The organism is Lysinibacillus sp. DFXJR4 (assembly GCF_057196045.1).
The window spans coordinates 98,810-124,055 of record NZ_JBXUNW010000009.1; the positions used below are offsets into that span (position 1 = coordinate 98,810).

At 38.2% G+C, this 25,246-nt stretch carries 25 protein-coding genes and 1 riboswitch; of the genes, 4 read left to right on the top strand and 21 right to left on the bottom strand.

Annotated elements, in window-relative coordinates:
• Positions 1-15: 15 nt before the first annotated feature.
• Positions 16-119: riboswitch (SAM riboswitch) on the bottom strand.
• A gap of 56 nt (positions 120-175) precedes the next feature.
• The 7 genes from AC2CGN_RS17165 to AC2CGN_RS17195 all read right to left on the bottom strand — a co-directional run bounded on the left by AC2CGN_RS17165 (position 176) and on the right by AC2CGN_RS17195 (position 7,783).
• The gene (locus tag AC2CGN_RS17165) at positions 176-487 is read right to left on the bottom strand and encodes a thioredoxin family protein (RefSeq protein WP_429982886.1); all 312 of its coding nucleotides are present in this window, start codon (positions 485-487) and stop codon (positions 176-178) included.
• 14 nt (positions 488-501) lie between these two features.
• The gene (locus AC2CGN_RS17170; protein WP_283869385.1) at positions 502-843 is read right to left on the bottom strand and encodes a toprim domain-containing protein; all 342 of its coding nucleotides are present in this window, start codon (positions 841-843) and stop codon (positions 502-504) included.
• Between the two features lie 162 nt (positions 844-1,005).
• Entirely contained in the window at positions 1,006-1,386 is a 381-nt protein-coding gene (gcvH, locus tag AC2CGN_RS17175) for a glycine cleavage system protein GcvH (protein ID WP_054770484.1), read from the bottom strand.
• Positions 1,387-1,467: 81 nt separating this feature from the next.
• Positions 1,468-1,824, bottom strand: coding sequence for an arsenate reductase family protein (locus AC2CGN_RS17180; RefSeq protein ID WP_429982887.1), 357 nt, complete (start codon positions 1,822-1,824; stop codon positions 1,468-1,470).
• Positions 1,825-2,135: 311 nt separating this feature from the next.
• The gene (locus tag AC2CGN_RS17185) at positions 2,136-3,920 is read right to left on the bottom strand and encodes an acyl-CoA dehydrogenase family protein (RefSeq protein WP_286925772.1); all 1,785 of its coding nucleotides are present in this window, start codon (positions 3,918-3,920) and stop codon (positions 2,136-2,138) included.
• 257 nt (positions 3,921-4,177) lie between these two features.
• Positions 4,178-5,350: an acetyl-CoA C-acetyltransferase gene (locus AC2CGN_RS17190; RefSeq protein WP_369593658.1), complete on the bottom strand. Its 1,173-nt coding sequence runs from the start codon at positions 5,348-5,350 to the stop codon at positions 4,178-4,180.
• 48 nt (positions 5,351-5,398) lie between these two features.
• Positions 5,399-7,783 carry a 3-hydroxyacyl-CoA dehydrogenase/enoyl-CoA hydratase family protein gene (locus AC2CGN_RS17195; RefSeq protein ID WP_484515133.1) on the bottom strand — a complete coding sequence of 795 codons (2,385 nt, stop codon included), beginning with the start codon at positions 7,781-7,783 and terminating at the stop codon, positions 5,399-5,401.
• A 387-nt stretch (positions 7,784-8,170) separates the two neighbouring features.
• Here AC2CGN_RS17195 and AC2CGN_RS17200 point away from each other — a divergent pair, with 387 nt between their 5' ends.
• A complete protein-coding gene (locus AC2CGN_RS17200) occupies positions 8,171-8,488 on the top strand; it encodes a thioredoxin family protein (RefSeq protein ID WP_283869390.1) in 318 nt (105 codons plus the stop codon).
• A gap of 224 nt (positions 8,489-8,712) precedes the next feature.
• Positions 8,713-9,219, top strand: coding sequence for a C39 family peptidase (locus AC2CGN_RS17205; protein WP_429987918.1), 507 nt, complete (start codon positions 8,713-8,715; stop codon positions 9,217-9,219).
• Between the two features lie 31 nt (positions 9,220-9,250).
• Here AC2CGN_RS17205 and spoIIP read toward each other — a convergent pair whose 3' ends face one another.
• The 11 genes from spoIIP to AC2CGN_RS17260 form a co-directional block, all read right to left on the bottom strand.
• Positions 9,251-10,144, bottom strand: a complete 894-nt coding sequence (gene spoIIP, locus AC2CGN_RS17210; RefSeq protein ID WP_429987920.1) for a stage II sporulation protein P — start codon at positions 10,142-10,144, stop codon at positions 9,251-9,253.
• Positions 10,134-10,397: an RNA polymerase sigma factor gene (locus AC2CGN_RS17215; protein WP_484515136.1), complete on the bottom strand. Its 264-nt coding sequence runs from the start codon at positions 10,395-10,397 to the stop codon at positions 10,134-10,136. Before AC2CGN_RS17215 ends, spoIIP begins: the two co-directional genes overlap by 11 nt.
• The gene (locus AC2CGN_RS17220) at positions 10,355-10,609 is read right to left on the bottom strand and encodes an RNA polymerase sigma factor (protein ID WP_484515209.1); all 255 of its coding nucleotides are present in this window, start codon (positions 10,607-10,609) and stop codon (positions 10,355-10,357) included. The genes AC2CGN_RS17215 and AC2CGN_RS17220 overlap by 43 nt, the downstream gene beginning before the upstream one ends.
• A gap of 185 nt (positions 10,610-10,794) precedes the next feature.
• The gene (locus AC2CGN_RS17225; protein WP_429982893.1) at positions 10,795-11,682 is read right to left on the bottom strand and encodes a 5'-3' exonuclease; all 888 of its coding nucleotides are present in this window, start codon (positions 11,680-11,682) and stop codon (positions 10,795-10,797) included.
• A 204-nt stretch (positions 11,683-11,886) separates the two neighbouring features.
• Positions 11,887-12,876, bottom strand: a complete 990-nt coding sequence (locus tag AC2CGN_RS17230; RefSeq protein WP_484515138.1) for an agmatinase family protein — start codon at positions 12,874-12,876, stop codon at positions 11,887-11,889.
• 1 nt (position 12,877) lies between these two features.
• A complete protein-coding gene (hutI, locus tag AC2CGN_RS17235; protein WP_484515140.1) occupies positions 12,878-14,146 on the bottom strand; it encodes an imidazolonepropionase in 1,269 nt (422 codons plus the stop codon).
• A gap of 177 nt (positions 14,147-14,323) precedes the next feature.
• A complete protein-coding gene (locus tag AC2CGN_RS17240; protein WP_484515142.1) occupies positions 14,324-15,274 on the bottom strand; it encodes a polysaccharide deacetylase family protein in 951 nt (316 codons plus the stop codon).
• Positions 15,275-15,315: 41 nt separating this feature from the next.
• Positions 15,316-16,062, bottom strand: a complete 747-nt coding sequence (locus AC2CGN_RS17245; protein ID WP_429982896.1) for a hypothetical protein — start codon at positions 16,060-16,062, stop codon at positions 15,316-15,318.
• Entirely contained in the window at positions 16,043-17,716 is a 1,674-nt protein-coding gene (locus AC2CGN_RS17250) for a GNAT family N-acetyltransferase (protein WP_484515144.1), read from the bottom strand. Before AC2CGN_RS17250 ends, AC2CGN_RS17245 begins: the two co-directional genes overlap by 20 nt.
• Positions 17,717-17,914: 198 nt before the next feature.
• Positions 17,915-18,337 (bottom strand): SACOL1771 family peroxiredoxin, encoded by a 423-nt coding sequence (locus tag AC2CGN_RS17255; RefSeq protein WP_429989644.1) that lies wholly within the window; start codon positions 18,335-18,337, stop codon positions 17,915-17,917.
• A 993-nt stretch (positions 18,338-19,330) separates the two neighbouring features.
• The gene (locus AC2CGN_RS17260; protein ID WP_484515146.1) at positions 19,331-20,941 is read right to left on the bottom strand and encodes a Na/Pi cotransporter family protein; all 1,611 of its coding nucleotides are present in this window, start codon (positions 20,939-20,941) and stop codon (positions 19,331-19,333) included.
• Positions 20,942-21,168: 227 nt separating this feature from the next.
• Between AC2CGN_RS17260 and AC2CGN_RS17265 the strand changes: the two genes are divergently transcribed.
• Entirely contained in the window at positions 21,169-21,738 is a 570-nt protein-coding gene (locus tag AC2CGN_RS17265) for an NUMOD4 domain-containing protein (RefSeq protein ID WP_429989642.1), read from the top strand.
• Between the two features lie 82 nt (positions 21,739-21,820).
• On the opposite strand, the gene AC2CGN_RS17270 is transcribed toward AC2CGN_RS17265, so the two are convergent.
• A complete protein-coding gene (locus AC2CGN_RS17270; protein WP_484515148.1) occupies positions 21,821-22,960 on the bottom strand; it encodes a zinc-dependent alcohol dehydrogenase in 1,140 nt (379 codons plus the stop codon).
• 178 nt (positions 22,961-23,138) lie between these two features.
• On the opposite strand from AC2CGN_RS17270, the gene AC2CGN_RS17275 reads away from it, so the two are divergent.
• Positions 23,139-23,840 carry a ZIP family metal transporter gene (locus AC2CGN_RS17275; RefSeq protein ID WP_429986004.1) on the top strand — a complete coding sequence of 234 codons (702 nt, stop codon included), beginning with the start codon at positions 23,139-23,141 and terminating at the stop codon, positions 23,838-23,840.
• Between the two features lie 324 nt (positions 23,841-24,164).
• Here the strand turns inward: AC2CGN_RS17275 and AC2CGN_RS17280 are convergent, their stop codons facing one another.
• Both AC2CGN_RS17280 and AC2CGN_RS17285 read right to left on the bottom strand, forming a co-directional pair.
• Positions 24,165-24,836 (bottom strand): M15 family metallopeptidase, encoded by a 672-nt coding sequence (locus AC2CGN_RS17280; RefSeq protein ID WP_484515150.1) that lies wholly within the window; start codon positions 24,834-24,836, stop codon positions 24,165-24,167.
• Positions 24,833-25,237 (bottom strand): phage holin family protein, encoded by a 405-nt coding sequence (locus AC2CGN_RS17285; RefSeq protein ID WP_283869405.1) that lies wholly within the window; start codon positions 25,235-25,237, stop codon positions 24,833-24,835. The genes AC2CGN_RS17280 and AC2CGN_RS17285 overlap by 4 nt, the downstream gene beginning before the upstream one ends.
• Positions 25,238-25,246: the final 9 nt, after the last annotated feature.

Consider the following 25,246-nt stretch of genomic DNA (forward strand, 5'->3'; position numbering starts at 1 on the left):
ATACGCTCAACCGTTCTCTCATCTTTCAAAGATAAATCTTTGGGTGATTTGGCACCTTTTCACGTTGTGATGGTTGCCGGGCTTCATAGGGCACTTCCCTCCGCCACTCTTCATAAGAGTTCGATATATTCAATGTTTTAGTAATATATTTGTTACTTTACCACGCTAGCAAACTTCAGTCAATTGATTTTTTTAACAATTCGTATAAAAACGGTACGGATTGAAAAGCATAGACTTTTTCTGTCACTTTTCCGCCATCACAGACGAGTAAACATGGTACACTTTCGATTTCGTAATCTAAGGCAATCTCTTCAACAAAATTTAAATTTGCTTTGCCGATTTGAAGCTTTGGCAGTAACTGCTCAACGATCATCATCATTTTTGATGCAACTGCACATGTACCACACATAGGTGTATATAAATAAAAGGCAGATTTTTTCCCCGACTGGACAGCCGCGACCCACTGCTCTTTTGACCATTCTTCCATTTTTTCACGCAACCTTACAAAATATATTGATTATGGATTGAGAAATGTGCTCGCAACAATATCATGGCTAATACCTTTCTCGGAGTTGTCTCAACTTCTTTATACGTTGGCATTGTACGTAAATGCTCTGCCTCTGGATAATGTCTGTCCATTAATGCCCGTAGCTTATCCCCTGATGGATCTGCATCAAAAAATGTATAAAGCTCACAGCCCTCATATGGATCAAGCAGCACTTCTAATTGATGCACACCAATTGTACCATTCGTACAAAGTATTGTGACATCTTCACTTAAAATAGGTTCAATTTGAAGTTTATCCGAACGGCCTTCAACAATTAAGCATTTTCCCTCGAACATCACGCCACCCCCATTAGACATATCCCTTTTCCTTATAGTCATTATATCAATTAAGTGTCAACGATGGTAATGTTAGACACCCATTGGAAGCGACTATCTCCCCAGCCATGAAGATAATAAAAAACGTCGGTGAATGCCGACGTTTTTCTATTAGGGCTTGTCTTATTCAGCGACCATTTCTTCGTATTGCTCTGCTGTCATAAGCTTTTCTACTTCTGATGCATCAGCAGGCTCAACAACGATCATCCAAGCTTTTTCATATGGTGATTCATTAACGAATTCCGGGCTATCTTCTAAATCTGCATTTACTTCAACTACAGTACCTGAGATTGGCGCATATAATTCAGAAACAGTTTTTACTGATTCTACGCTACCGAATGGATCATCTGTTTTGATCTCATCGCCAACTTGTGGAAGCTCAACGAAAACGATATCTCCTAATTCAGATTGTGCGAAGTGTGTAATACCGATACGTACTTTTCCATCTTCTACTTTTACCCATTCATGTTCTTCAGAGTATCGTAAGTCTTTAGGTGTGCTCATGCAAAAAACCCCTCCATAAATATGTAATATATTCACTTTCAGTGTGCCATACTTCTCCTATAAAAACAAGGATAATTACGGCTATTTCCAAGCTTGCTCAAAATCAGATTCTTTAAACCCTAACGTTACTTTTTTTCCATCAGTAACGATTGGACGTTTGATTAACATACCATCAGAAGCAAGTAGCTCAAGCTGCTCCTCCTCAGTCATATCGGCAAGTTTATCCTTCAAACCAAGCTCTCGATACTTCATGCCAGACGTATTAAAAAACTTTTTAAGAGGTAGTCCACTTGCTTGCCATAACTTTGTTAATTCGTCCTTTGAAGGTGGCTGTTCTACAATGTGTACCTCTTCATAAGTTATATCGTTGTCATTTAGCCATTTTTGAGCTTTCTTACAAGTTGTACATTTTGGATATTGGATAAATTGAATCGTCATCGAAAGGCTCCTCTACTTTCTTTTTGAGGACACTGATTTTCTGTGTCTTCCTTATTTTCTGTAGTATACCATCATAACCATACAAACCAAAATGAAACAATTCTCAGTTGCTCTCACACCAATCCCCAGGCTTCTACTACAGTCTATCCATTTCTTTCTTAATTCTATCCGTCACTTTCTTAATTCTATCCGTCACTTTCTTAATTCTATCCTTCACTTTAATGTTTCTATCAGTTACTTTTGCAAATCTACCCTTCTCACCCACAAACAGCCCAGCTATCTACTACAGATAGCTGGGCTGTTTGATTTATTTACACTACATATTTTTCTGCGTCAATCAACTTAACGGATGCTTCACGTTTCTTCGCGATTAAGTTGTAAGGATTATTGCGTGTTAGCTTACGTAGTGCAGATAACGTCATGCGCGCTGCATCTCCGTCAGCTGAAGCAAGAATTGTATCTTTTGCCTCTTTTTCAATTTCTGCAAATGCTTCTTGACAGAAGATTTGTGTGTACAATAATTTTTGATGAGCTTTTTCAGCACCATCACGAGCAATCGCTTTTTCTGTACGTAAGACAGCTGATTCCATAGCGAATAATTGGTTTGCGATATTCGCAATATTTACCAATACCTCTTGCTCCTGATCAAGCTTCGGACCAAAGCGTTGTGCTGCTAATCCCGCTGCTAAAACTGCGATTTTCTTTGCATTTTTCACAAGGTATTTTTCTTGTGCTAGTGGCTCTGTGCCTATATCTTCAGGCATTAGCATAAGGAGCTCCTGCTGTAAATTTTGGGCTACTTGTAATAGCGGTAGCTCACCCTTTAATGCCTTCTTCATAAATGTACCTGGTACAATCATACGGTTAATTTCATTTGTTCCTTCAAAGATTCGGTTAATACGAGAATCGCGATAAATTCGCTCTACCTCGTATTCAGCCATAAAGCCGTAGCCACCATGTAATTGCACCGCTTCATCTGCAATATAATCTAATGTTTCTGAACCAAACACTTTGGCAATCGAGCATTCAATCGCATACTCAGCAATAGCACCGGCAATTACCGTTCCTTGCTTTTGCTCCTCAGGGTTTAACTGACTTAAGCGATCCTCAAATAAGCCTACAGTACGGTAGTTTAATGACTCAGACGCATATAATTGAGAAGCCATTGTTGATAATTTTTCTTTTGTTAAATTGAAATCAGACAGTTTTGTTTTAAATTGCTGACGTTGGTTTGTATATTGAATCGCTAGCTCTAATGCACGCTTAGATCCACCAATTGTACCAACGCCTAGCTTATAACGACCAATATTTAAAATATTAAAGGCAATCACATGCCCACGGCCAATTTCACCTAATAAATTTTCTACAGGCACTTCTGCATCTTCTAACACTAATGTACGAGTGGATGAAGATTTAATCCCCATTTTCTTCTCTTCAGGTCCCACTGACACGCCATTGAATGCACGTTCTACGATAAATGCAGAGAATTTATCGCCATCGATTTTAGCGTACACGACAAATACATCTGCAAAGCCTGCGTTTGTAATCCATTGCTTTTCACCATTTAGAATATAATGTGTACCTGCATCATTTAATTTTGCAGTTGTTTTTGCCCCTAATGCGTCTGAACCAGAACCTGGCTCTGTTAATGCATAGGCAGCAATTAATTCACCTGATGCTAGCTTTGGTAAGTATTTTTGCTTTTGCTCTTCATTACCAAACAGTACAATTGGTAATGAACCAATACCCACATGTGCACCATGCGTAATTGAGAATCCACCCGCTACGGACATTTTTTCTGCGATTAAGGCAGAGGATACTTTGTCTAAGCCTAAGCCCTCATATTCTTCAGGTACATCTGCACCTAGTAAACCCAGCTCACCAGCACTCTTTAGAAGACGAACTGAATGCTCAAATTCATGATGCTCTAAGTTTTCAACAACTGGTAGCACTTCATTTGTTACATATTCTTCTGTCGTTTTTGCAATCATTTTATGCTCATCTGAGAAATCTTCAGGTGTAAACACACGATCTAATTCCACATCTTCAACAAGAAATCCGCCGCCTTTAATAAAATCCGTTGTTTTTTCTGTCATGATTAATTCCTCCCACATATATCTATTTTGATTATTTAATCCCCTAATCAGCTACACCCCAGCATAATTGCGTTCAGACTTTCCAAGCTTGCTCGAAAAGCTCCTTTTCAAAATCTGTGACATCCGCTGGGCCTTTTCTCGATTTAGCAGTCATAAATTGACGCTTCAATCAAGATGAAAATATATAGAAAAGCTTGAAATATACAATGTTCGGAGGCAACCGTAAACAGTACACCTCAAGCTTATCTAGCGAAAAATTATAGAATTTCAAATACGCCTGCAGCCCCCATGCCGCCGCCAATACACATTGTCACAACTCCATATTTCTTACCTTGACGCTTCAATTCATGAATAAGCTTTAATGTTAAAATAGCTCCTGTTGCGCCAAGTGGGTGACCTAATGCAATGGCACCACCATTCACATTTACTTTTTCTTGGTCGATGCCTAAATGACGTACAACCTGTAAAGATTGCGAGGCAAATGCTTCATTTATTTCCCATAAATCGATATCATCTATTGATAATCCTGCAATTTCTAACGCTTTGGGCACTGCCACGATTGGCCCAATACCCATTACTTCAGGAGGTACACCCCCAACTGCAAAGCCTAGGAATTTTGCCATTGGCGTCAGACCCTGCTTGTCAGCCTCCTCCCGATCCATCACTAGGACAGCAGCTGCTCCATCAGATGTTTGAGAGGCATTACCAGCTGTCACACTACCTTTTACATGGAAGGCTGGACGTAGCTTTGCTAAACCTTCAACAGATGTACCTGGACGTACACCCTCATCCATACTAAATGTGAATTTCTTCACTTGTGGTTTATTGTTAGCATCCACGAAATGTTGCTCCACCTCTACTGGAACAATCTCATCATTGAACTTTCCTTCTTTAATCGCCTTTTCTGCAAGCGCATGTGAACGAACAGCAAAGGCATCTTGATCCTCTCGACTAACATTGTATTGACGTGCTACTTCCTCAGCAGTATGACCCATTCCCATATAATATTGAGGAGCTGTTTCAGCTAAAGTCGGATTTAAGCGTGGCGTATTCCCCACCATTGGCACCATACTCATTGACTCAACGCCACCAGCAAGTATCGCCTTTGAATGACCTAGCATAATTCGTTCTGCTGCATAGGCAATTGCTTGTAAACCTGATGAACAGAATCTATTAATTGTTAGTGCTGGTGTTGTATCAGGTAATCCTGCAAGTGCGCCAATACTGCGTGCTACATTCATCCCCTGCTCAGCTTCTGGCATAGCACAACCTAAAATCAAATCATCAATTGGCCCTTCATAGCCAGCTCTTTTTAATGTTTCTTTGACAACTACGGCACCAAAGTCATCTGGTCTCACTGTTGCTAAAGAACCTTTTTTTGCTTTTCCAATTGGAGTTCGTGCTCCTGCTACAATAACGGCTTCACGCATCGTATAATCCCCCTTTGTTTCATGTGCAAGATTTGTCTAATTCTTCTATTAGTTACGTAGTGGTTTCCCTTTTAACAGCATGTGCTGCATTCTTTGCTGAGAAAGAGGATCTGCAACCAAACTTAGGAATGCCTCACGCTCTAGGTTTAATAGATATTGTTCATCGACTAAAGTGCCATATGGAACTTTCCCACCAGCAATGACATACGCTAATTTTTTAGCGATTTTTAAATCGTGTTCACTAATATAGCCTGATTCAAACAATCCTTGCGCACCGATTAATAGCGTACCGTAACCTGATGCACCGACTACGGGAACTTTCGCAGGTACAGGTGGTTGATAGCCTGCCTCATAAAGTGCTAGTGCAGCTTGTTTTGCATCATATAGTTGGTGATCTGGATTAACAGAAATCCCATCAGCAAAGTCTAAGAAGTTATTCTCACGTGCTTCTTCACCAGATGTTGAAACTTTTGCCATCGCAATCGTTTCAAATACTTTATTAGCAATATGTTGATAGTCTACCTCAACACCATTTGGTAAACCTTTAAGGAATTTTTGATAGAGTGCTTTATTGCCGCCTCCTCCAGGAATTAAGCCAACGCCCACTTCTACTAATCCCATATAGGTTTCCATTGTTGCCTGAATATGTGCAGCTGGTAAGCATACCTCTGCTCCACCACCTAGTGTCATGGCAAACGGTGCTGCGACAACAGGCTTACGAGAGTATTTAATTTTTTGCATCGCATCTTGGAAAGCTTTAATCACGAAATCTAGCTCAAAAATATTATCATCCTGTGCCTCTACTAAAATCATGCCTAGATTTGCACCAACACAGAAGTTTTTCCCTTGATTACCGATGACTAAGCCCTTATAGTTGGCCTCTACTTCATCCACTGCAAAATTAATCATTTGGATAATATCTAAACCAATAGCATTCGATTGGGAATGGAACTCAAGTAAGGCAATGCCATCACCTAAGTCTATTAAGCTAGCACCTGTGTTTGATTTAATAACACCATGCTTTTTCTTATAGCGTTTTACGTTTATTTCCTTTTCATTCACTGGTACCTTTACATATTCGGAACCATTGTAGTACGCTAAGTCACCATCAATTTCTGTATAGAAAGTGTCAAAGCCATTTGCTAACATTTCTTTCACAAATGCAGGTACTTCACGACCCTCAGCCTCCATTTTTGCTACGGAATCTTTCACGCCAAGCGCATCCCATATTTCAAATGGACCTTGTTGCCAGCCGAAGCCCCATTTCATGGCATTATCAATTGCTACGATATCATCAGCGATTTCGCCATGTAGCTGTGCAGAGTATATGAGTGTTGGAGCGAAGATACCCCATAGTAATTCTCCTGTACGATCTTTAGCATATGTTAAAGCTTTTACCTTATTAGCTAGACCACGCGTTTGTTTTGCCATTTCAATAGAAGGTGTTTTTAATTTTTTAACTGGGCTATATTCTAATGTGCTTGGATCAATTTCAAGTATTTCTTTCCCTTGTTTTAAGAAGAAACCTTGACCAGATTTTGCACCTAGCCAGCCATTTTCCACCATTTTCTGTAGGAATTCTGGTACTGCAAATACTTGCTGTTCTTCACCAGTAGTTTGATCATAAACATTTTTCGCTACGTGGATAAATGTGTCTAAGCCAACAACATCTAAAGTACGGAAGGTTGCAGATTTGGGACGACCGATTAATGGACCCGTTACAGAATCCACCTCACCCACTGAATAATTCCCCTTCACCATTTCTTGTAAAGTGATTAGTAAGCCGTACGTTCCAATACGATTGGCAATAAAGTTTGGTGTATCCTTGGCAAGCACCACACCTTTTCCAAGCACATCCTCGCCAAATGTTTTCATAAAGCTTACAACCTCTGGTGCTGTTGTATTGGCTGGAATGACTTCAAGTAATTTTAAATAGCGTGGCGGGTTGAAGAAGTGAGTACCCAAGAAATGCTTTTGAAAATCTTCGGAGCGCCCTTCAGCCATTGCATTAATGCTAATACCAGAAGTGTTTGAACTAACAATTGTTCCTGGTGTTCTGACAGCATCGATTTTTTCATAAAGACTTTGCTTAATTGCTAAATTTTCAACGACAACTTCAATAATCCAATCCACATCTTTTAACTTCCCTAAATCATCCTCAAAGTTACCGACAGTTAGTAGTGATAAATTTTTCTTAGAAGTAAGTGGTGCTGGTTTTTGCTTTACTAACTTTTGAAGCGCCCCATTAACAATACGATTTCTTACAGCAGGATGTTCTAGAGAAAGGCCCTTTGCCTCTTCGTCTGCTGTTAGTTCCTTCGGTGCAATGTCTAATAATAGTGTTGGAATACCGATGTTTGCTAAATGTGCAGCAATACCAGAGCCCATAACACCTGAACCTAGAACAGCTGCTTTTTTAATATTGTAAGTCACAAGCAATTCCCCCTTATTCTCCCATTGAATGAATAGCCATTCATTTTTTGGCCAAAAAAATATCAAGTTTGCCTTGTGTATTTTTGTCCAGATTTTATGTATGACTAGCTTAATCCAGCCTAACATCTGTGACATACAACTAAGGCCTATCTTCGTTCAGCGATTATCAATACTAAATGAAGATAAAACTACTTTTTCTGTTTTTAGTGTAGATTATTTTGTCTAATTTAGCAATCTTTTTTCTTCATTTATTTTTGCAATATACAACTTTTTTTGTTTTTTACGAGCAAAAATAGGACAGTAAGTAGCTATCAATTATCCCAAACAGAAAACTTTCAGGATACGTGAAAAATGTGTAGAATGGAAAGCAAGGAGAGTGAAATACTAATGAAAACAATTACTACTGCTGAACAATTTAATGAACTGATCTCTGGTGACCAAAAGGTACTTGTGAAGTTCTATGCTGGCTGGTGCCCTGATTGTACACGTATGAATATGTTCATCGATCCAATTATTGAAGAATACAGCCAATATGATTGGTACGAGCTGAACCGTGATGAGCTACCAGAAATTGCTGACAAATATGATGTTATGGGTATTCCAAGCTTACTAATTTTCCAAAACGGTGAAAAATTAGCACACTTACATAGTGCTAATGCAAAAACACCTCAGCAAGTAACGGATTTCTTATCTACACAGCAATAATTAACTGGCTAAAAATTGTATAATTGACATAAAAGAGCTACTGATCTGTGGCGAAAGCGAAGCGTCAGCCACAAGTTACAGATTTCTTATCTTCACAGCAATAATTAGCTGGACTAAAAATTGTATAATTGTCTGGAAAGCAAAAGCCGCAAGGAAACAGACACAAAATATTACAAGAGCTACATTTCTTTTGAAATGTGGCTCTTGTTACAAAGGAGAAAATGATGCGCCAACAACTATCCTTACATGGAAAATCACAATACGATGCAAGCATTTCGCCAAACTATCGAAATTCTGCCTGTGGACCTACAACTGTACATGTAATTTTAAACTATTTAGACGAGTCAGCTCCTCCGATAAATGCGCTTTATAAACTCCTGGGTGGTACGAAGATTGGGTTATTTAAATGGCGCCTCATTCGTAATCTTCGTCGTCTCCATCCAACATGGGATATCCGTAATTGTTCATTAAAGGAGGCACTACAGGAAATTGATGCGGGCCGTCCTGTAGCCATACGCTTTGATCGCTATTTCAGCCTGAATTGGCGAGATAAAAAATCCGCCTTTGCCTATCACTGGGTACCTCTTATTGGCTATGAAATACGAGATGATGAGCTGTTGTTAATTTTCCACGATAATGGTGGGCCTAATCGCGAAAGTAAAATCCGAACAGCCTTATTTAAGGATAATGAGAAAGTATTGAGCTTTATAAAAATCACGCCTATTTTTTGAGCTAGCTTGCCTGCTTTGTTTAGATATGCTCTTAATTCCTCCCCTCAAGATAATTTTTTACAACTTGGGCAAAAATATCAGTTGTTCTATACGTCTCTTCCAGCGTATTTTCTATACTTCCAATATTTAATAAAATAGAATTATCATGAAGCTCTTGATTATAAGTATTTTCAGGAGTTACTTCCTTTTCTTCTACCCCCCTCGAAAGTCCTGGATATAGTTCCTCCAGTTGCTTATGAAGCTGTGTTGCAAATTTTTTGTTCACTTCATAGTTTTCGCTTGTTTTTGATACGGTAAATTGAATTCTTGCATAATTTTCCCCTTTAATTTCAATCGTTGAATCCTGTCTTTTCAGAGAATCTCGATGTATATCAAAAATCATACGTATACTATTATGTTCAGCTAATGCTTGTTGTAAATTTTCCCTTGATACTTTATACGAATCTGAAAATGGTAAGCCTTTTCGTTTTAAGATTCCAGCTATATCTGTTTCGTCATGAATTGCTTTAATTTGAAATTTTTTCAATGCTTTACTTAACTCTTTTCCAACCAATGTTACATTTTTAGTATGACTAAACATCTGATTAGGTTTTTCTGTTTGAAGTTCTGGAATAAATGATTCTGTATTATGTGAATGATAAATATATACTACAGGCTCTTTTTCGTCTATTGCATTAGACGATGCTGCTCCATAACCATTTATTGAAACCTTGCTATCTTCGCTAGATAAAATTAACCAAGAAAAAATAAATGAACAAACTAAAAAAACACTTGTCATAACAGAGAATCTTGTTATTATTCTTTTTTTATTCATACTTCGCGCTTGTTGTCTAAGTGTGTTTTCAGTCAAAGCAACAAATTTTTTGCTTGGATGCTGAGGGTACATATCTTTTAACAGATCAAATATCTCTTTATCATTTTGCATTTGTCAAAACCCCCTCTATATCAATATTCAGTTTTCTTTTCAACTCTTTTAAAGCTCTGTGATAATCTACTTTCACTTTAGCTTCACTACATTGTAGAATATCGGAGGTTTCTTTAATAGAGCATTCAGAAATGCCTCGAAGAATCATTACCGCTCTGTAATTAGGTTTTAATTTTGCAATGGCCTCATGGATACATCGCTTTAATTCCGTTACTTCAAATACCTCATCTGGCTTCTTTTCATTCGAGGACAATTGATTAAAAAAACATCTTTAAATAAAGAGACAAACCGTTTTTTTCGATAATGATCAACTGCAACATGTTTTGCGATTGAAAAAATCCATGTTTTTAAATTATACTTGCCATTAAAATTTGTTAAGCTTTTTAACACCCGAATAAATACTTCTTGCGTTAAATCCTCCGCATCATTTTGATTTCCCGAAAAACAAACAAGAAATCTGTACACGTCTAAATAATACAAATTGTAAATTTCAACGATTCTTGATTCCAAGTTATTCGAATCAACCAACCTTTCCCCTCCTTTACTTATTCATCTATAATTCGTTTGAGATTCGTAAAAGGTTACAAAAATTTTCATTAAAAAAAGCAGAGCATAATTCTATACTCTGCGTTTGATAACCATGGTGTTTTTTAAATTAGTGTATACAATGAACGTGCCTGCTTGGCTATTAGTGTAAAACCACGTTCCTCAATTTCTTTAAACAATTGCGGCTCATAGCTTGGTACTATGAGATGAGAGAATTCTGCATCAATTGGTATATTTGTTTGAATTGTTGCAAGCTCGTGTGATAGCTTTAGCATGTCTACATTTTCTTGAATTTTCGTCCGTTGACCTGGCTTTAATTCATCTAATGATGTCAGCACATTTTCAATGGAGCCATATGTTTGAATAAGTGTAAGTGCCTGCTTTGGTCCAATGCCTTTAACGCCTGGGTACCCATCACTCGTATCCCCCATAAATGCCTTAACCTGTGCAAATTGAATTGGCTCAATGCCATACTCCTCTTTAAAGCGTGCATCTGTATATATGTCATACTCGGTATAGCCTTTTTTCGTAAAAGCAATTTCTGTTGATGGTCTTAAAAGCTGCAGTAAATCCTTATCCCCACTAATTACGGTAATGTCAGCCTCATCCTGCCATTTCGTAATCATTGAGCCAATTAAATCGTCAGCCTCCATCCCTTTAACACCGAAATTTTTCCAGCCGATTTGTTGGGATAAATTTTTCGCCATATCAAATTGTGGTAGCATTTCATCTGGTGGTGCTGGTCGATTAGCCTTATAGCCATCAAATAACTCATTGCGAAATGTATGTGCGCCCATATCCCAACAAACAGCAAGATGCGTTGGTCGCATAATAGATTGTGCGGTTAGTACATGACGCACAAATCCTTGGGCACCATTAGTCGGTGTACCATCTGCAAGACGAATATAATGCCCCATTGCAGCCGAGGCAAAGAATGAACGGAATAAAAGAGCCATGCCATCAACTATCAGTAATTTTGGTTTCGTTGTCATTATAAATAGTCCCCTCTATAACAATACAATGATTGTATTTATCCATCACTTAATTATTAACATTGTTCTATTATAGCAAACTATTATCAATTATGCTCCAGCGTAATTATTGTATCTGGATTAGCTCAATGAAATCTGTGACATCCTCTGAGAGATTAATGCTAGGCTTGATTAAAATTTTATTGTAAATAATTCATCATATCACTACCTAATCAAGGCTTTCGTTTTTGTTGTTAGACGATTACGATGATCCAATTTAATACCTGTTAGCCATTGTAGAAATGCGGTTACGCCCATCTTTACTGTTACTGAACGTAGGTCGCCTTCCTTTGGATCTGCGTAAATAAAGTCAATATGACGAACACCTTCATTTTCACCAATGAGCTTTAAAATATCAAATAATTCATAGGCTGTTAATCCTCCTGGCGTTGCTGCTGGGACATCTGGTGCGAACGTAATATCTAACGCATCTAAATCGACGGATACATAAATACGATCTACCTGATACATCAGCTGACGTAGCATTTCACGAATTGTTAGCTGAATGCCATCACGACGCATTTGCTTTAACGTAATCATATGAATACCTTGCTCTTTTGCATATTGAATCATTTCAGGTGAATTAAAAAAACCATGTAATCCGACATTATAGATATGTCTCCCCTCTACAGTGCCTGCAGCTATCAACTTCTGGATTGGGGAATCCATCGCTAAGCCAATTTCCTCTTGATTACGAGCATCCAAATGTGTATCAATTTGAATAATGCCAATTCGTTCCTGTGGGAATGCATTCTTAATTCCTCTGAGCGAGCAACCTGTAACAGTATGATCTCCACCTAGAAGACAGGTAAAGCTTTTTGTATAGGCTGTACTTAAATTTTCTGCTGCTGCCTCGATAGCCGATTCAGAAAGCATTCTATCTGTTGGTTGAATGGCTACATCTCCGACATCTACAACTGCCAATGAACGTAAATCGACTTGCTCATCTAAATTATAGGATTGAAAGCTTGGCCATACCTTTCTAAATGCTGTTGGGTATTGGGCCTTTTTCGAGGGATCACTTGCATACGATAATAAAGCTCCATATATGATAATATCTACGTCATTCGGATGCGGATTCTCCTTTTGCTTAATCCATTGATGCATAGCTGAGCCTTTTTCCTGCTTCCATTGACATTCAGGTTGAATAAACATATTAACCGACCACCTTTACACCTTTTTTCCAAACTTTTTTCACATGATTGACTCCAAAAATATAATGTATTTTTTGGTGATTATGTACATCCCATAGTACTAAATCTGCTTGTTTTCCCACTTCAATAGAACCCACTCGGTCTTCAATTTGAAGAGCACAAGCAGCATTATATGTCGCAGCACACAGAGTTTCCGCAGGTGTCATTTTCATCATAATGCATGCTAGGTTCATCACAAGCGGCATTGAAATAGTAGGAGATGACCCAGGATTGCAATCCGTAGAAATAGCTACAGGCACACCTGCGTCAATTAAATCTCTTGCACGGGCTGGCTTTTCGCCAAGATATAATGCTGTTGTTGGTAATAAACATGCTATGACACCTGAATTTGCAAGCGCTTGAATCCCCTCATCCGATACTTTCAATAAATGATCAGCTGAGATTGCTCCTACCTTTGCTGCTACAAATGCTCCTTGATTTTCTGCAATTTCATCAGCATGGATTTTCGGAATAAGTCCCTTGTTCTTACCTGCCACTAAAATACGCTCTGATTGCTCAGGGGTAAACACATCAACCTCACAAAAGACATCGATAAATTTAGCTAAATCTTCCTCCACAACTGCAGGAATCATCTCCTCTATGACAAGTTTGATATAGTACTCTGGATTACCCCGGTACTCCTCTGGTACAGCATGAGCACCCATAAAGGTTGGCACAATATCTATTGGATGTTTTTCATGCAACTTTCGCATCACGCGTAATTGCTTTAGCTCATTGTCCAAATCCAGTCCATAGCCACTTTTACTTTCAAGCGTCGTCACACCATGCTGTAAAAATAAATCTAATCGTCTCGTTGTTTGATTGAAAATATGCTCTTCGGACAGTGCTCGTATTTTTCTAGTTGTCGCATGTATTCCGCCACCAGCATTCATAATGTCCATATAACTGGCACCTTCTAAACGCATTTCAAATTCATGCTCTCGACTGCCACCAAAAACAACATGCGTATGTGGATCAATCAAACCAGGCGTTACAATTTTTCCTGTAGCATCTACAATGTCCGCTTCCTCTGCTCGTGATAAATACTTCAAAATCATTTCACGTGTTGTCCCTATATCATGAATAACGCCATCTTCAATCCAGACACTTCCTCCTTCAATAATACCTAACTCTTTCATTTCCTCACGTATACGCCCTTTTTTTTCACTAGCAAGTGTCACTAATTGCGAAATATTTTGAATCCAAATTGGTCTCTGCTGTCTTTCTGTCATTCTTTTATCCCCCTATTAATACTTCAAGCTTTTTCAATATGTTTTAGTATCATAAGTAATTACATTTTCGGCATACTTCTGTATTTTCCCTTTATTTTTTAAAAATTGTCACTCCGCGGCTAGAACTTCTATTATTAAAATAAAAAAAAAACGCAAACTAGAGCATTTTCTAGTTTGCTATTTTTTCTGTTTAGATAATTGATGACAAAGCTCTGCTACCTCGTACATGGCATAACTTTGAAAATTATATTTTTGAGATAGCTCTTGATAATACTGTAAGATTTCTTCAAGGATGGCTAAGTTTTTCCCTAATTTCTTGCTAAAATTATGCGGATGCCACCATAAGTGATAAAATGTCTTTGTTGTCGCAGCTTCATGCATGGCCTCTTTAATACGTTTCATTTTTAAGCCCTCTAAAAAACGTAAAGGGCCACAATATGGTCTTAAGAATGCACTTGAGTGAACATTAATTAATGTATCCTTTTGCATTTCCTCCATTGTTACCAAATGATTTCCTGTTATATTCATATAACTATCCAACCATTTTTTGACCCTTATTGTGTGGCCTGTATTCTGAGTGCTATACACTGGATGATTTTCATTCCCACGATAGCATATCAATCCCACTTCACGACATGCTCCAAAATAGGCTTTATTTATCTGATTCCGTGGAAAGACAATCGACTTCATAGGTCCAGTCAACTCCTCGCAAATCATTGCAGTAGCATGTAAATCGGAGCGAAAATCGGCTTCCGTTTGACCCTTTTCTAAACAATAAAAATGAGAAAATGTATGGCTTCCAATCTCCTGATGAGGTGTACTTTTAATTCTCTCGATTAAGGATTTACCAAAATGTAAAAAATCTTGTTCTTCATTTTCTCCAACCTTGGCAAGCTGCATATGAGCCGCATAGCGCATATTGTCATATTTCACAGGGATCCCTCTTAAATAATGAGCCATTTCCGCTTTTGACTCTGCAAATAATAACCCAACAGTTGCCCAAGTTGCATGAATGCCATATTGTTCAAATAACGCTAAAATTTTAGGTAATGCCTGACGTACACCATTCATATTTTTGCTGTAGCGCCCATATCTAAATGTATCATGGGCACTCCAATTTAACTTCAAATCCAATGATATCACGAGACCCCCGTGATTTAGTTCGTTTGCTACTTCCTCCATTTTTGCACGCCCAGTAAAAGTGCACTAATTTTAGAATGAGCAATGTAGCCCGAATAAACATTGACTACTTGTCCACCAAAGCTTAACTTAAATTCACGAATATTTTGATCATCCATGAGTCTCCCCATATCGTATAAAACAAATCCTTGCTCCTTTAAATGCAATAAATTATGCCAGATCAAGAAGTGATTAGCATAACGGATAGGTCGTTTTAAATGATCAAGTGTCATTTGAGAATGACAAGTGGCAACATAATAGGACATTGCTTTTTTAGCATGTACAATATCAAGCCTATAGCATAGAGTTTGTCCACAAATGCTTCGAATCTCCGACAACCATAAAGCTCCCTGATTATTTAACAGCATAATGGCTTCCATTTGAGATTTACTAATGGATTCAAGTTTTTTTCTTTTGGCAAAATTATTATAAAACTGCTGAAAGGCTCGTAAATTTTCTTCAGATGGCTCCTTATAAATAAAAACTTGATAGGCTTCTTTTTGAGCACGACGAAGTATTTTGCGGTTACTTTCTGATAATGCAAGATATAATGACAGTGCACTTTCTGTAAGATGGATATGAACTGTCTCACTTTTCACAAGCTTTCGACTCGGAACAAGTGAATGTGTATAGCCAATTACCTTCATTGATTTTCGAACATTTGCTGGCTTTTCTACAAAGTAAAAATGCTGCATTGCGATATTCCATCGCTTACTTTTAATGGACAGAATGAACATCGCCCCCACTCTCTGTGTTTTTTTCTACATGCGTTCGCTGAAAACGAACACATTTGAAATGTTTCATTCGAGAAATAGGTTTATAGCCTAGCTTCATCAAGCGTTTCCGCTTACGCCATTGCCAAAAGTTTGCTGTTACCCAGAGTGTTTGTGTAGGTTTGATTTTTTGAAAAAAAGCTGTAATTATATCGATATTTTTATAAACATCATAGCTTAAAAAATAAGTCTGCTCTGGCAAAGTCTCAATTATTTGCAATGTATCTACATACAACTTGGACGTATGTAAGGCAAACGCAGGCTGAATCGTTTTTGCAAAGGAATCTTTATATACGGTATATCCCTTATAAAGTAGAGTAATGATTTCCTCCTGATTAAGCTGCATCGCCTCTTGTGTGGACATTTTCTCAAACAAATTTCCTACAGGTCGTTGTGGCGGTACACTTTCTGATGGGGATAATTCATATATATTCACTTGCTTAAAACGTATAAACTTTTCTACGAATAGTTGTCCATATTCTAGCCAATCTTTGACTTTTCCATACTTTACTAAGTATCGTAATTGCTCTAACGTGTCACGGCTCCATTTAACAAGGCGCTGATTCTTTGTTACATATTCCTTTAGTTGTGCTTTCAATGTATACATAAATGCCAAAATCTTTGCCCGCCTCGTCCCACTGCTGACAAGCATTTGTCTTGTAAAGTCAATGTTAGAGCGCCAGTCAAGCTTATATGGTTCATAGCCTGTACCCATGTCAAACAAATGGTAGTTTTCAGAGAAGGCTCGTTTAATATTCTCCTGATTCACTAGTCGACTGGCTCCAAATATTTGAAACATTGGCTCATAGGCAAGGGCATACGTCACATATCGCCCACGACAGCAAACTCCATAGGTAAAGGCAATCCATTGATTTTCAAAGACTAATGCGTCTATTTTTACTTGCAGGGATTCACCTTTAAGAAGCATTAGTCGTTCTAAAAAATCTCGCTTTTTTCCTTTTCGATAAGCACTTGTATCTAACCGTTTAGTCCATCGTCTATCCAATATTTTAAACATTTCCGAAAGCTCGTCCTGAGAGGGGGTTATCTTTATTAAAGATCCTACATTTCGTAGCATTCTTTCCCGATAATTCATATCGTGTTTTTTACTACATTGATGAAAATGGATATGGAAATCTATATCGTGAAAGTCAATATACGGGGTTACTACTCGAAAAATACTTGGAGGTAGTTGCCTTTCTACAAAATATTGCTCTAATATTTTCGTAGAAACCTTGCTTTCGAGTAAACCATGAAATGAAAATAGTAGATGCTTATGCTTTTTTATAAGCTGATCAAAAACAAAGGTCGTCGCAGACAGCATGGACTCTTTTTGTGCTACAAGTCCAGAGTAATTGGCGCTATTTTCGCCTGCAAATGAATAGATTCGTATTCCCCAACGAAGTCGAATCGTAAATGGAAAAAAGGCAATAATTTGACCATCATTTTCGACTGCATAAAGCTCCACACGCTCTCTTCGCCCCATAGTTTGCCACCAGTTATAAAACCAGACAAACTCAATAAATGGATTATCATTGCCTTCATTTGCTAAAATGTCATCCCACATATTTTTGTACCACATAAGCTCATCATCAGTTCTAATGCGAATTAATTGCACATCAATCACCTTTCTTAACAAACTTAGAGACAGCCTATTCAACTGCATTTTTAGCACTTAACTCTATATATTCATAGCGATGATTTCTAGAACTTTTTTTGTCAGGTAATATAAAAAAGAAGGCTATCAAGAAAATTAACATCTTCTCGAGAGCCCCACCCTTTTATCGTAGATCATCATTATTTTTGTCTTGAATTCCTAAGCCTGCAAAATCTGGACATAGCATTCAATTTGAACATTACCCTTCAATGCCTTGCTGATCATACACGTCTGTTCCGCCTTTTCGGCTAAGCGATAAATTCTTTTTAACTCACGTTCAGAGCAGTTCTGTACCCTCATACTTGGCCTATGGACAATTTTTTCATAGGTAAAAACACCATTGGTAACATCGACAAACCCCTCAGCCTGCATAGATAGATCTAACACCTCTATCTTTGAATTTTCTAGTAAAGTAGCTAATGTAATTAAATAACACGTAGCTGCGGCACCCAATAGCATTTCATCAGGATTTGTCCCAACACCTGGCCCATTCATTTCCCGAGGAATAGAAATACTCGTGTGTAGATTAGCTGCAGCAATTTCCCCTAACCCATTTCTTCCCTCTGACCATTTTAACTGCATATGAAATACATGTTGAATCCTAAAAACCTCCTTTGAATAATGCGTATGTTCATATACTATCTTTGCAGTTTAGCTTAACAGATTTCCTCACAGAGTGGTTACCTACTTTTTATGCCACGAGAGAGGTTCTCTTCCAACTGAGCGAGTCTTCCTCTCAGCTGATCGGGATTCTCGAGCAACCGAGCGAGTCTTCCTCTCAGCTGATCGGGATTCTCGAGCAACCGAGCGAGTCTTCCTCTTAGCCGAGCGAGGTTCTCGGGCAACCGAGCGAGTCTTCCTCTTAGCCGAGCGAGGTTCTCGGGCAACCGAGCGAGTCTTCCTCTTAGCCGAGCGATTTCTCCACTTAGCCGAGCGAGGTTTTCGGGCAACCGAGCGATTTCTCCACTTAGCTGAGCGGGGGTCTCGAGCAACCGAGCGAGTCTTCCTCTCAGCCGAGCGGGATTCTTGGGCAACCGAGTGAGTCTTCCTCTTAGCCGAGCAGGATTCTTGGGCAACCGAGCGAGTCTTCCTCTTAGCCGAGCGAGATTCTCGGGCAACCGAGCGATTCTTCCTTTTAACCGAGCGGGATTCTTGGGCAACCGAGCGATTTCTCCACCCAGACGAGCGAGGTTCTCGGGCAACCGAGCGAGTCTTCCTTTCAACCGAGCGGGATTCTTGGGCAACCGAGCGATTTCTCCACCCAGACGAGCGAGGTTCTCTGGCAACCGAGCGATTCTTCCTTTCAACCGAGCGGGATTCTTGGGCAACCGAGCGATTTCTCCACCCAGACGAGCGAGGTTCTCGGGCAACCGAGCGATTTCTCCACTTAGCCGAGCGGGGGTCTCGGGCAACTGAGCGGTTTTTCCTCTCAGCTGAGCAATTGTCTTGGCTACCCGAGCGACTTTTCCTATTTACCGGAACAATTGCCTTGACAACTTAAGCATCTTTTCTTACTAACTAATCGCAATAAAAAATGCTCGCCCTCTTTGCAAAAGCATGAGTCGAGCAATTTTTCTATTCTGTGGCAGCAACGTTCTTTTCCGTTTCAGTATGGCGGTTTTTTTTCGTTGCTGTTTGGTATTCTGCTAAACGAGCAGTTGTGCGCCAATAGTGATAGACTAAACGATCAATCCATAGAAGCGCTTCTACTTTCGAAACAGCTGTCTCTAACTCTACGACATTTTCAACAGAATGCTCGAAATAGGCATTTCGTTTATCTCGTCGTACAGCTGCCATCTCTGATGATGTTTCCTTTAATAGAACAGAAATCTCTGGCAAGCGTTCATCTTCATCAATTATCACTAAAACTTCCTCAAGTACCTCCAACCATTTCTGTGTTAAAGTGGACTGTAGCTGAAAGGTGCTTGGATTTTGCTCTCGTAATGCCTTAGTCAAGCGAAGCAAGTGATCAAGTGCATGTAATAGTGAAATATGCTTATGACGATCCTTCGTGGCTGTTGATTGGATAGCATCCATAAACAGACGTGTTTTTTCAATCGCATCATCAATCAGATTTAATTTACTTTCAGCTTCTGTTGTCATCTTTTTACTTCGAATAAGGGATACAATTACTGTTGTTAATTCCTTTGTAATGTCCTGAAGGGTATTAAAGGAAACCTCCACAGCTACCCCAGGAATTTTTGCCACACTATCATCCAGATTTCGCGTTAAATGATTACCTTTCTCTGGTATCATTTTTTCAATTGCCCTCGCAAACGGTCGGACAAACGGCACGAAAATAATGGCACCAATGACACTAAATAAAGTGTGGAAAACAGCAATTCCTAATGTTTCATCAAAGCTACCATTCATGAATGTCGTCACATTTTTTGTTAATGCAAACATCAATGTTGCACCAATCGTAACAATAATGGCTGTGGCCACGTTAAACAGTACATGCGTCATCGCTGTCCGTTTTGCAGCAGTTGACGCTCCAATTGCAGCAAAAAGGGCTGTGGCAGTGGTTCCTATATTTTGTCCGATTACTAAATAGGCAGCCTGTTCAAAATCAATAGCTCCTGCATAAAGGGCGGTTAAAGTAGCTGCAATTGCTGCACTAGATGCCTGCATAATCACCGTCATGACAAGACCAAGCACAATTAAAATAAGCTGACCGCTTATAGAATCCGCCTGAAAAGAATCAAATGGAATTTTATCCTGAACGGATGCCATTCCTCCCTGTAATACATCAATACCTAAAAATAGTAAGCCAAAACCTGTAAAAAGCCCGCCTATCGCTTTAAAATCACGTGGTGCTAATAATTGCACAAAGACACCGAGTGCAATAAAAGGCAATGACATGGTCTGCATATTAATTTTGAAGCCAATAAGCGAAATAATCCATCCTGTGCTTGTGCTACCTATATTTGCTCCAATAATAACACCAATTGACTGTATAAAGGTCAACAGCCCAGCACTTACAAAACCAATCGTAATCAGAGTTGTTGCAGTAGAGGATTGCACAATCATTGTCATTAAAGTACCTGAAAGAACTGAACTAATTGTTCCACCTGTAAATCGATTCAACCATTTTTTAAGAGCATCCCCTGCAAGCTCCTTTAAACCGTTAGTAAGCATGGTCATCCCGAGTAAAAATAAACCAATGCCTCCTAATACATTTATCAAACTACTAACACTCCCTACAAAATAAAATAAATATCATATGTGGCTAATGAACCTATATAATCAAACATTACTTAATATTACCATTATTAAAATTAAGAGGATAGCTAACATTTCTTTTCTTGTGCAGTTTTTTTATAAAAGCTTCATCGTCTCACCACTGATTTACGAGAACATTCACATTAAATTTATGGTAGAATAGAAAAAATGATTTTTTAGGAGATTTAATAATGATATTAACGAAGCAGCAAGCATTACAAGCACTAAATAAAAACAAATTTATCGGTTTTACTATTACAACAGGAAATATTATTATAAAAAAAATTAATAAAACCGATTATAATATATTCGTTTTTGAGGAAGAAAAAGAGAAACCTATGCATTATCTAGGTTCTATTATGAATGTGATGGCAACAATGAGCGACAAAGCTTCCCATAAAGATTTTGTTATTGTGGATCAGCTCCCAGCACAAGAAGAAAAGGAAGAAACAAAAGAGGAAAAGAAGGCTGATTGCAATGAAGTCAGTCGTACGATTACTGGATATGATGGCTTGTATGAAATAACACAGAGTGGTCGAATTATTTCTGTACGTGAAAATCGTCCATTAGCTCGATGCAATGATGAGTATGGCTTTCATATTGTTCGCCTAACAAAGGAAGGGACTGCAACTAGCCATAATGTCTTTGAACTTTGGCAGCAAGCATTTCCAGAGCTTGAACAAAATGCCTTTAAGGGTGCCCTAAAAGCAAAATATGGCACAGGTTGTAAATTAATAGATAAACCAGGTATACACTTTTAATGAAAATATCCTCAGTGTTACTTCACTGAGGGTATTCCTTTTTATGTAAAAAAAGGAAAGCGTAATGGCCTTCCCATTATTTTTATGGCTTAAGAATTACTTTTATGCATTCATCCTCACGATCATTGAAAATTTGATAGGCTTTACTAGCTTCCTCAAGAGGTAGCCTATGTGTAATAATCTCCCTTGGATCAAATTCTCCTGCCATTATTTTATCATAAAGCAGCGGCATTAAATGTATAACTGGAGCCTGTCCCATCTTCAAAGAAATATTTCTTTCAAATAAATGCCCTAATGGAAACTGATTGTATTTAGAACCATAAACACCAGTGATTTGAATCGTACCAAATTTACGAACAGCATCCATTGCAATACGTATTGGACTTAAAGTTCCCCCTTGCAGCTTTAATTTTTGTTCGATGGCCTCTACAGGTGTCTTCTTCCCATCCATCCCTACGCAATCAATGACAATATCCGCTCCACCCTTAGTAATTTCTCGAATATAAAAGGCCACTTCATCATAATCCTCTAAATTAATAATTTCGACATTGTTTATTTTCTTCGCATGAACTAAACGATAGTTAATATAATCAACAGCAATTACACGCTTAGCTCCCTTCATCCAAGCAAATTTTTGTGTCATTAAACCAACAGGACCACAGCCGAGCACTACAACTGTATCTCCTTTTTTCACTCCTGCATTTTCAACACTCCAATAGGCTGTGGGGAGTACATCTGACAAAAATAATAGTGCCTCATCCTCTAGTTCACAGGACTCCGGAATGACAAAGGGCATAAAGTTTCCGTATGGCACATGTAGATATTCTGCCTGTCCCCCTGGATAATCGCCATATCGCTCTGTAAATCCAAGATATCCTCCTGAATTCACTTCGAGGTTAGGGTTGGAATAATCACATTGACTCTCCATTTCGTTCTTGCAGTAATAACAATCACCACAGGATACATTAAAGGGCAAAATGATACGATCACCTTTTTTTACTCTCGTCACCTCAGAGCCAATTTCCTCTACAACCCCCATAGGCTCATGTCCAATCACATAATCTTTATCTGCTGGAACTGCCCCCTTATAGATATGCAAATCTGAGCCACATATAGCCGTAGATGTAATGCGTACTATAATATCATCTTTCTTTTTTAATACAGGGTCTTCTACATTTTTTACTTGTATATCTTTAATACCTTGGTAGGTTACTGCCCTCATATAAGCAACTCCTTAATGTTTACTTAAAGCAATCGTCTATATTCTCTCCTTGATTAAATTGTAGTATTCAATCATCGCCATTTGGTTTCTTTTTCTTTTAAACTTACGATTATCATATTCATTTCTACCTTGCATATATTTTGTAATACGCTGAAAGTTTGGGATGAGGTGGAGAATTTTGCAGTTGAGTGCAATGGTACTTGGTGGTTTTCTTTTTTTTAGTATTAGCATAGGAGGAGCAATTGCTTGGGTGTTCTCGAAGCTTTTCCAGCATACAACCCAGGGCTTATCATTATTATGTGGTGGATTTCTAGTTGGCTTACTAGTACTTGATATCGTTCCATCTTCCTTTCACCTATATCAAACATTTGGTCTGATCCTTGGCATTTTTATTGGTTACTTTATTTTCCGAATATTAGATACTATCTTTCATTCTTCCCATTCACAAAACCCTTCTGTCACCCTACTAGCAATCGCAATGATTATTCACACCATCCCCATTAGTCTTACCGTGGGAAATTTACTAGGAAATGCGGCATTAAGCATTACCATTACAGCATCTATTATTCTTCATCACATACCAGAGGGCTTTGCACTTTCAACAGCACTACTATCTCAGGGAGAACGACTATGGAGACTTTTTCTTTATTTCATTGTATTCTCTATTTTTTTCAGCATTTTCATATTGATTGGTCAATATTGGGATTTATCTGAAAAAGCCCAAGGATTATTGATGGGGATTTCCATTGGCCTAATTGCCACAACTAGTATATCTGAATTTATTTTGCATCATATTCGTTCTGTCACACTAAAATCCTTAATCATCTATGTTTGTCTAGGCTATTTATTAAGCTATGTATTCCATACTTTAGTCGAATAAAAAGCAATCCACCGAGAAAATGTGGATTGCTTTTTTTATTTAATACTATTTTTTTCATCTAATTGCTGTAAAATTCCGATTGTTCTACAGTTTTCTTCGCATTTTGGTTAAATCAAAGTCAATAAATAGCTAGCCGTTACAAATCTCCTCTCGTGATACAGTTTTATAATCGAATTTAATAAAGCAGATAAAGAAAAAGATTAGTAGCATGATTATTTATTCATAGGCATAAGCATCGAAAGATAGCCTGATATTATTAGCATTTTTATGCCTACAGTAAATATTCATTTAATGAACACCGCCACCATTTTGGCGGTGTCTTTATCATTCATTCGCCCGTCGCTGCTGGATTGTAATATAAAGCCCTAACAAGCGGTCTGTTGTCATCATCCCGTTTTGCAAATCTTTTAAATGTGATTCTTGAATAATTCCTTCTTTAATAGCTTGTGCTAGATATTTCTCTGATTCTGAGCGCATTGTTGGTGATGCAGGATTCCATGCTTGTGTCATTTTATTTGCCTCCTTCTTCTCATCTACCATTAATTTAACTTTCATTTTACTACTACTAGGAACAATTATTTGTCCTTCTAATAGATAACCTATGGGCATTTTCCAAGATGCTTTAACTTCAAAATGGGGTCGATCAATGCTCCCCGTCCAATCACCACCCCACGTTATGCCAAGCTTGCGAGCAATAACACCAACTTTATTGAGAGTAGTCACATCGTATAAAGATAGTGGGGCACCAACCGCAATATCCCATGCTAAACGACTGCTATGATTGCTGGAAAGTGTCCAAGTGACAATATTTCCTGGTCTAGTTCGCCCTTGAGCAAATAAATAATTTTGTCGTTCCTGTGAGCGGAATGTTTCTGTGATAAAAATATTATCAATGCCTGACTTGTAGCATTCTTGAAATAGAAGTCGGCATGCTAATTGTGCGACTGGCATTAATTGTGCTAAATCTCGGCATGTTGACGTTATATTTATACTCATTTTTTATCCTCCTCATCAGTTTTATCTTTGACAATTGCTAATATATTCTTTATAAAATTTGGTGTAGGTAGCCCCATCTTCGTACCGTTTTCTGTTATTGAGATAAATTCTAAAACACAAAATGCTATTGCCGCTCCATCGCCTGCATATTCAATACCTGGTATCACAAAAGCTAATAAATAAATTGAACCCACCAACATCAAATAATAAATTTTTCGTATAATACCATTTACACCAATACGACTATTTAAATTATGATTAACAATGCTAGATAAAATGCCAGTGATATAATCAATTGTCATAAATCCGATTAAAACTGTTACAGCCATACCTAAACCATTTACTGAATAAGAAATAAGTGTACCCATAAAACCACTCCATGTTGCTATCCATTTATCCAATACATCACT

What these genes read in the sequence shown, in the direction of transcription:
- AC2CGN_RS17165 (WP_429982886.1), bottom strand. Translation starts at nt 487, where the DNA reads ATGGAAGAATGGTCAAAAGAGCAGTGGGTCGCGGCTGTCCAGTCGGGG.
- AC2CGN_RS17170 (WP_283869385.1), bottom strand. Translation starts at nt 843, where the DNA reads ATGTTCGAGGGAAAATGCTTAATTGTTGAAGGCCGTTCGGATAAACTT.
- gcvH (WP_054770484.1), bottom strand. Translation starts at nt 1,386, where the DNA reads ATGAGCACACCTAAAGACTTACGATACTCTGAAGAACATGAATGGGTA.
- AC2CGN_RS17180 (WP_429982887.1), bottom strand. Translation starts at nt 1,824, where the DNA reads ATGACGATTCAATTTATCCAATATCCAAAATGTACAACTTGTAAGAAA.
- AC2CGN_RS17185 (WP_286925772.1), bottom strand. Translation starts at nt 3,920, where the DNA reads ATGACAGAAAAAACAACGGATTTTATTAAAGGCGGCGGATTTCTTGTT.
- AC2CGN_RS17190 (WP_369593658.1), bottom strand. Translation starts at nt 5,350, where the DNA reads ATGCGTGAAGCCGTTATTGTAGCAGGAGCACGAACTCCAATTGGAAAA.
- AC2CGN_RS17200 (WP_283869390.1), top strand. Translation starts at nt 8,171, where the DNA reads ATGAAAACAATTACTACTGCTGAACAATTTAATGAACTGATCTCTGGT.
- AC2CGN_RS17205 (WP_429987918.1), top strand. Translation starts at nt 8,713, where the DNA reads ATGCGCCAACAACTATCCTTACATGGAAAATCACAATACGATGCAAGC.
- spoIIP (WP_429987920.1), bottom strand. Translation starts at nt 10,144, where the DNA reads ATGCAAAATGATAAAGAGATATTTGATCTGTTAAAAGATATGTACCCT.
- AC2CGN_RS17225 (WP_429982893.1), bottom strand. Translation starts at nt 11,682, where the DNA reads ATGACAACGAAACCAAAATTACTGATAGTTGATGGCATGGCTCTTTTA.
- AC2CGN_RS17230 (WP_484515138.1), bottom strand. Translation starts at nt 12,876, where the DNA reads ATGTTTATTCAACCTGAATGTCAATGGAAGCAGGAAAAAGGCTCAGCT.
- hutI (WP_484515140.1), bottom strand. Translation starts at nt 14,146, where the DNA reads ATGACAGAAAGACAGCAGAGACCAATTTGGATTCAAAATATTTCGCAA.
- AC2CGN_RS17245 (WP_429982896.1), bottom strand. Translation starts at nt 16,062, where the DNA reads ATGTTCATTCTGTCCATTAAAAGTAAGCGATGGAATATCGCAATGCAG.
- AC2CGN_RS17255 (WP_429989644.1), bottom strand. Translation starts at nt 18,337, where the DNA reads ATGCAGTTAAAATGGTCAGAGGGAAGAAATGGGTTAGGGGAAATTGCT.
- AC2CGN_RS17265 (WP_429989642.1), top strand. Translation starts at nt 21,169, where the DNA reads ATGATATTAACGAAGCAGCAAGCATTACAAGCACTAAATAAAAACAAA.
- AC2CGN_RS17270 (WP_484515148.1), bottom strand. Translation starts at nt 22,960, where the DNA reads ATGAGGGCAGTAACCTACCAAGGTATTAAAGATATACAAGTAAAAAAT.
- AC2CGN_RS17280 (WP_484515150.1), bottom strand. Translation starts at nt 24,836, where the DNA reads ATGAGTATAAATATAACGTCAACATGCCGAGATTTAGCACAATTAATG.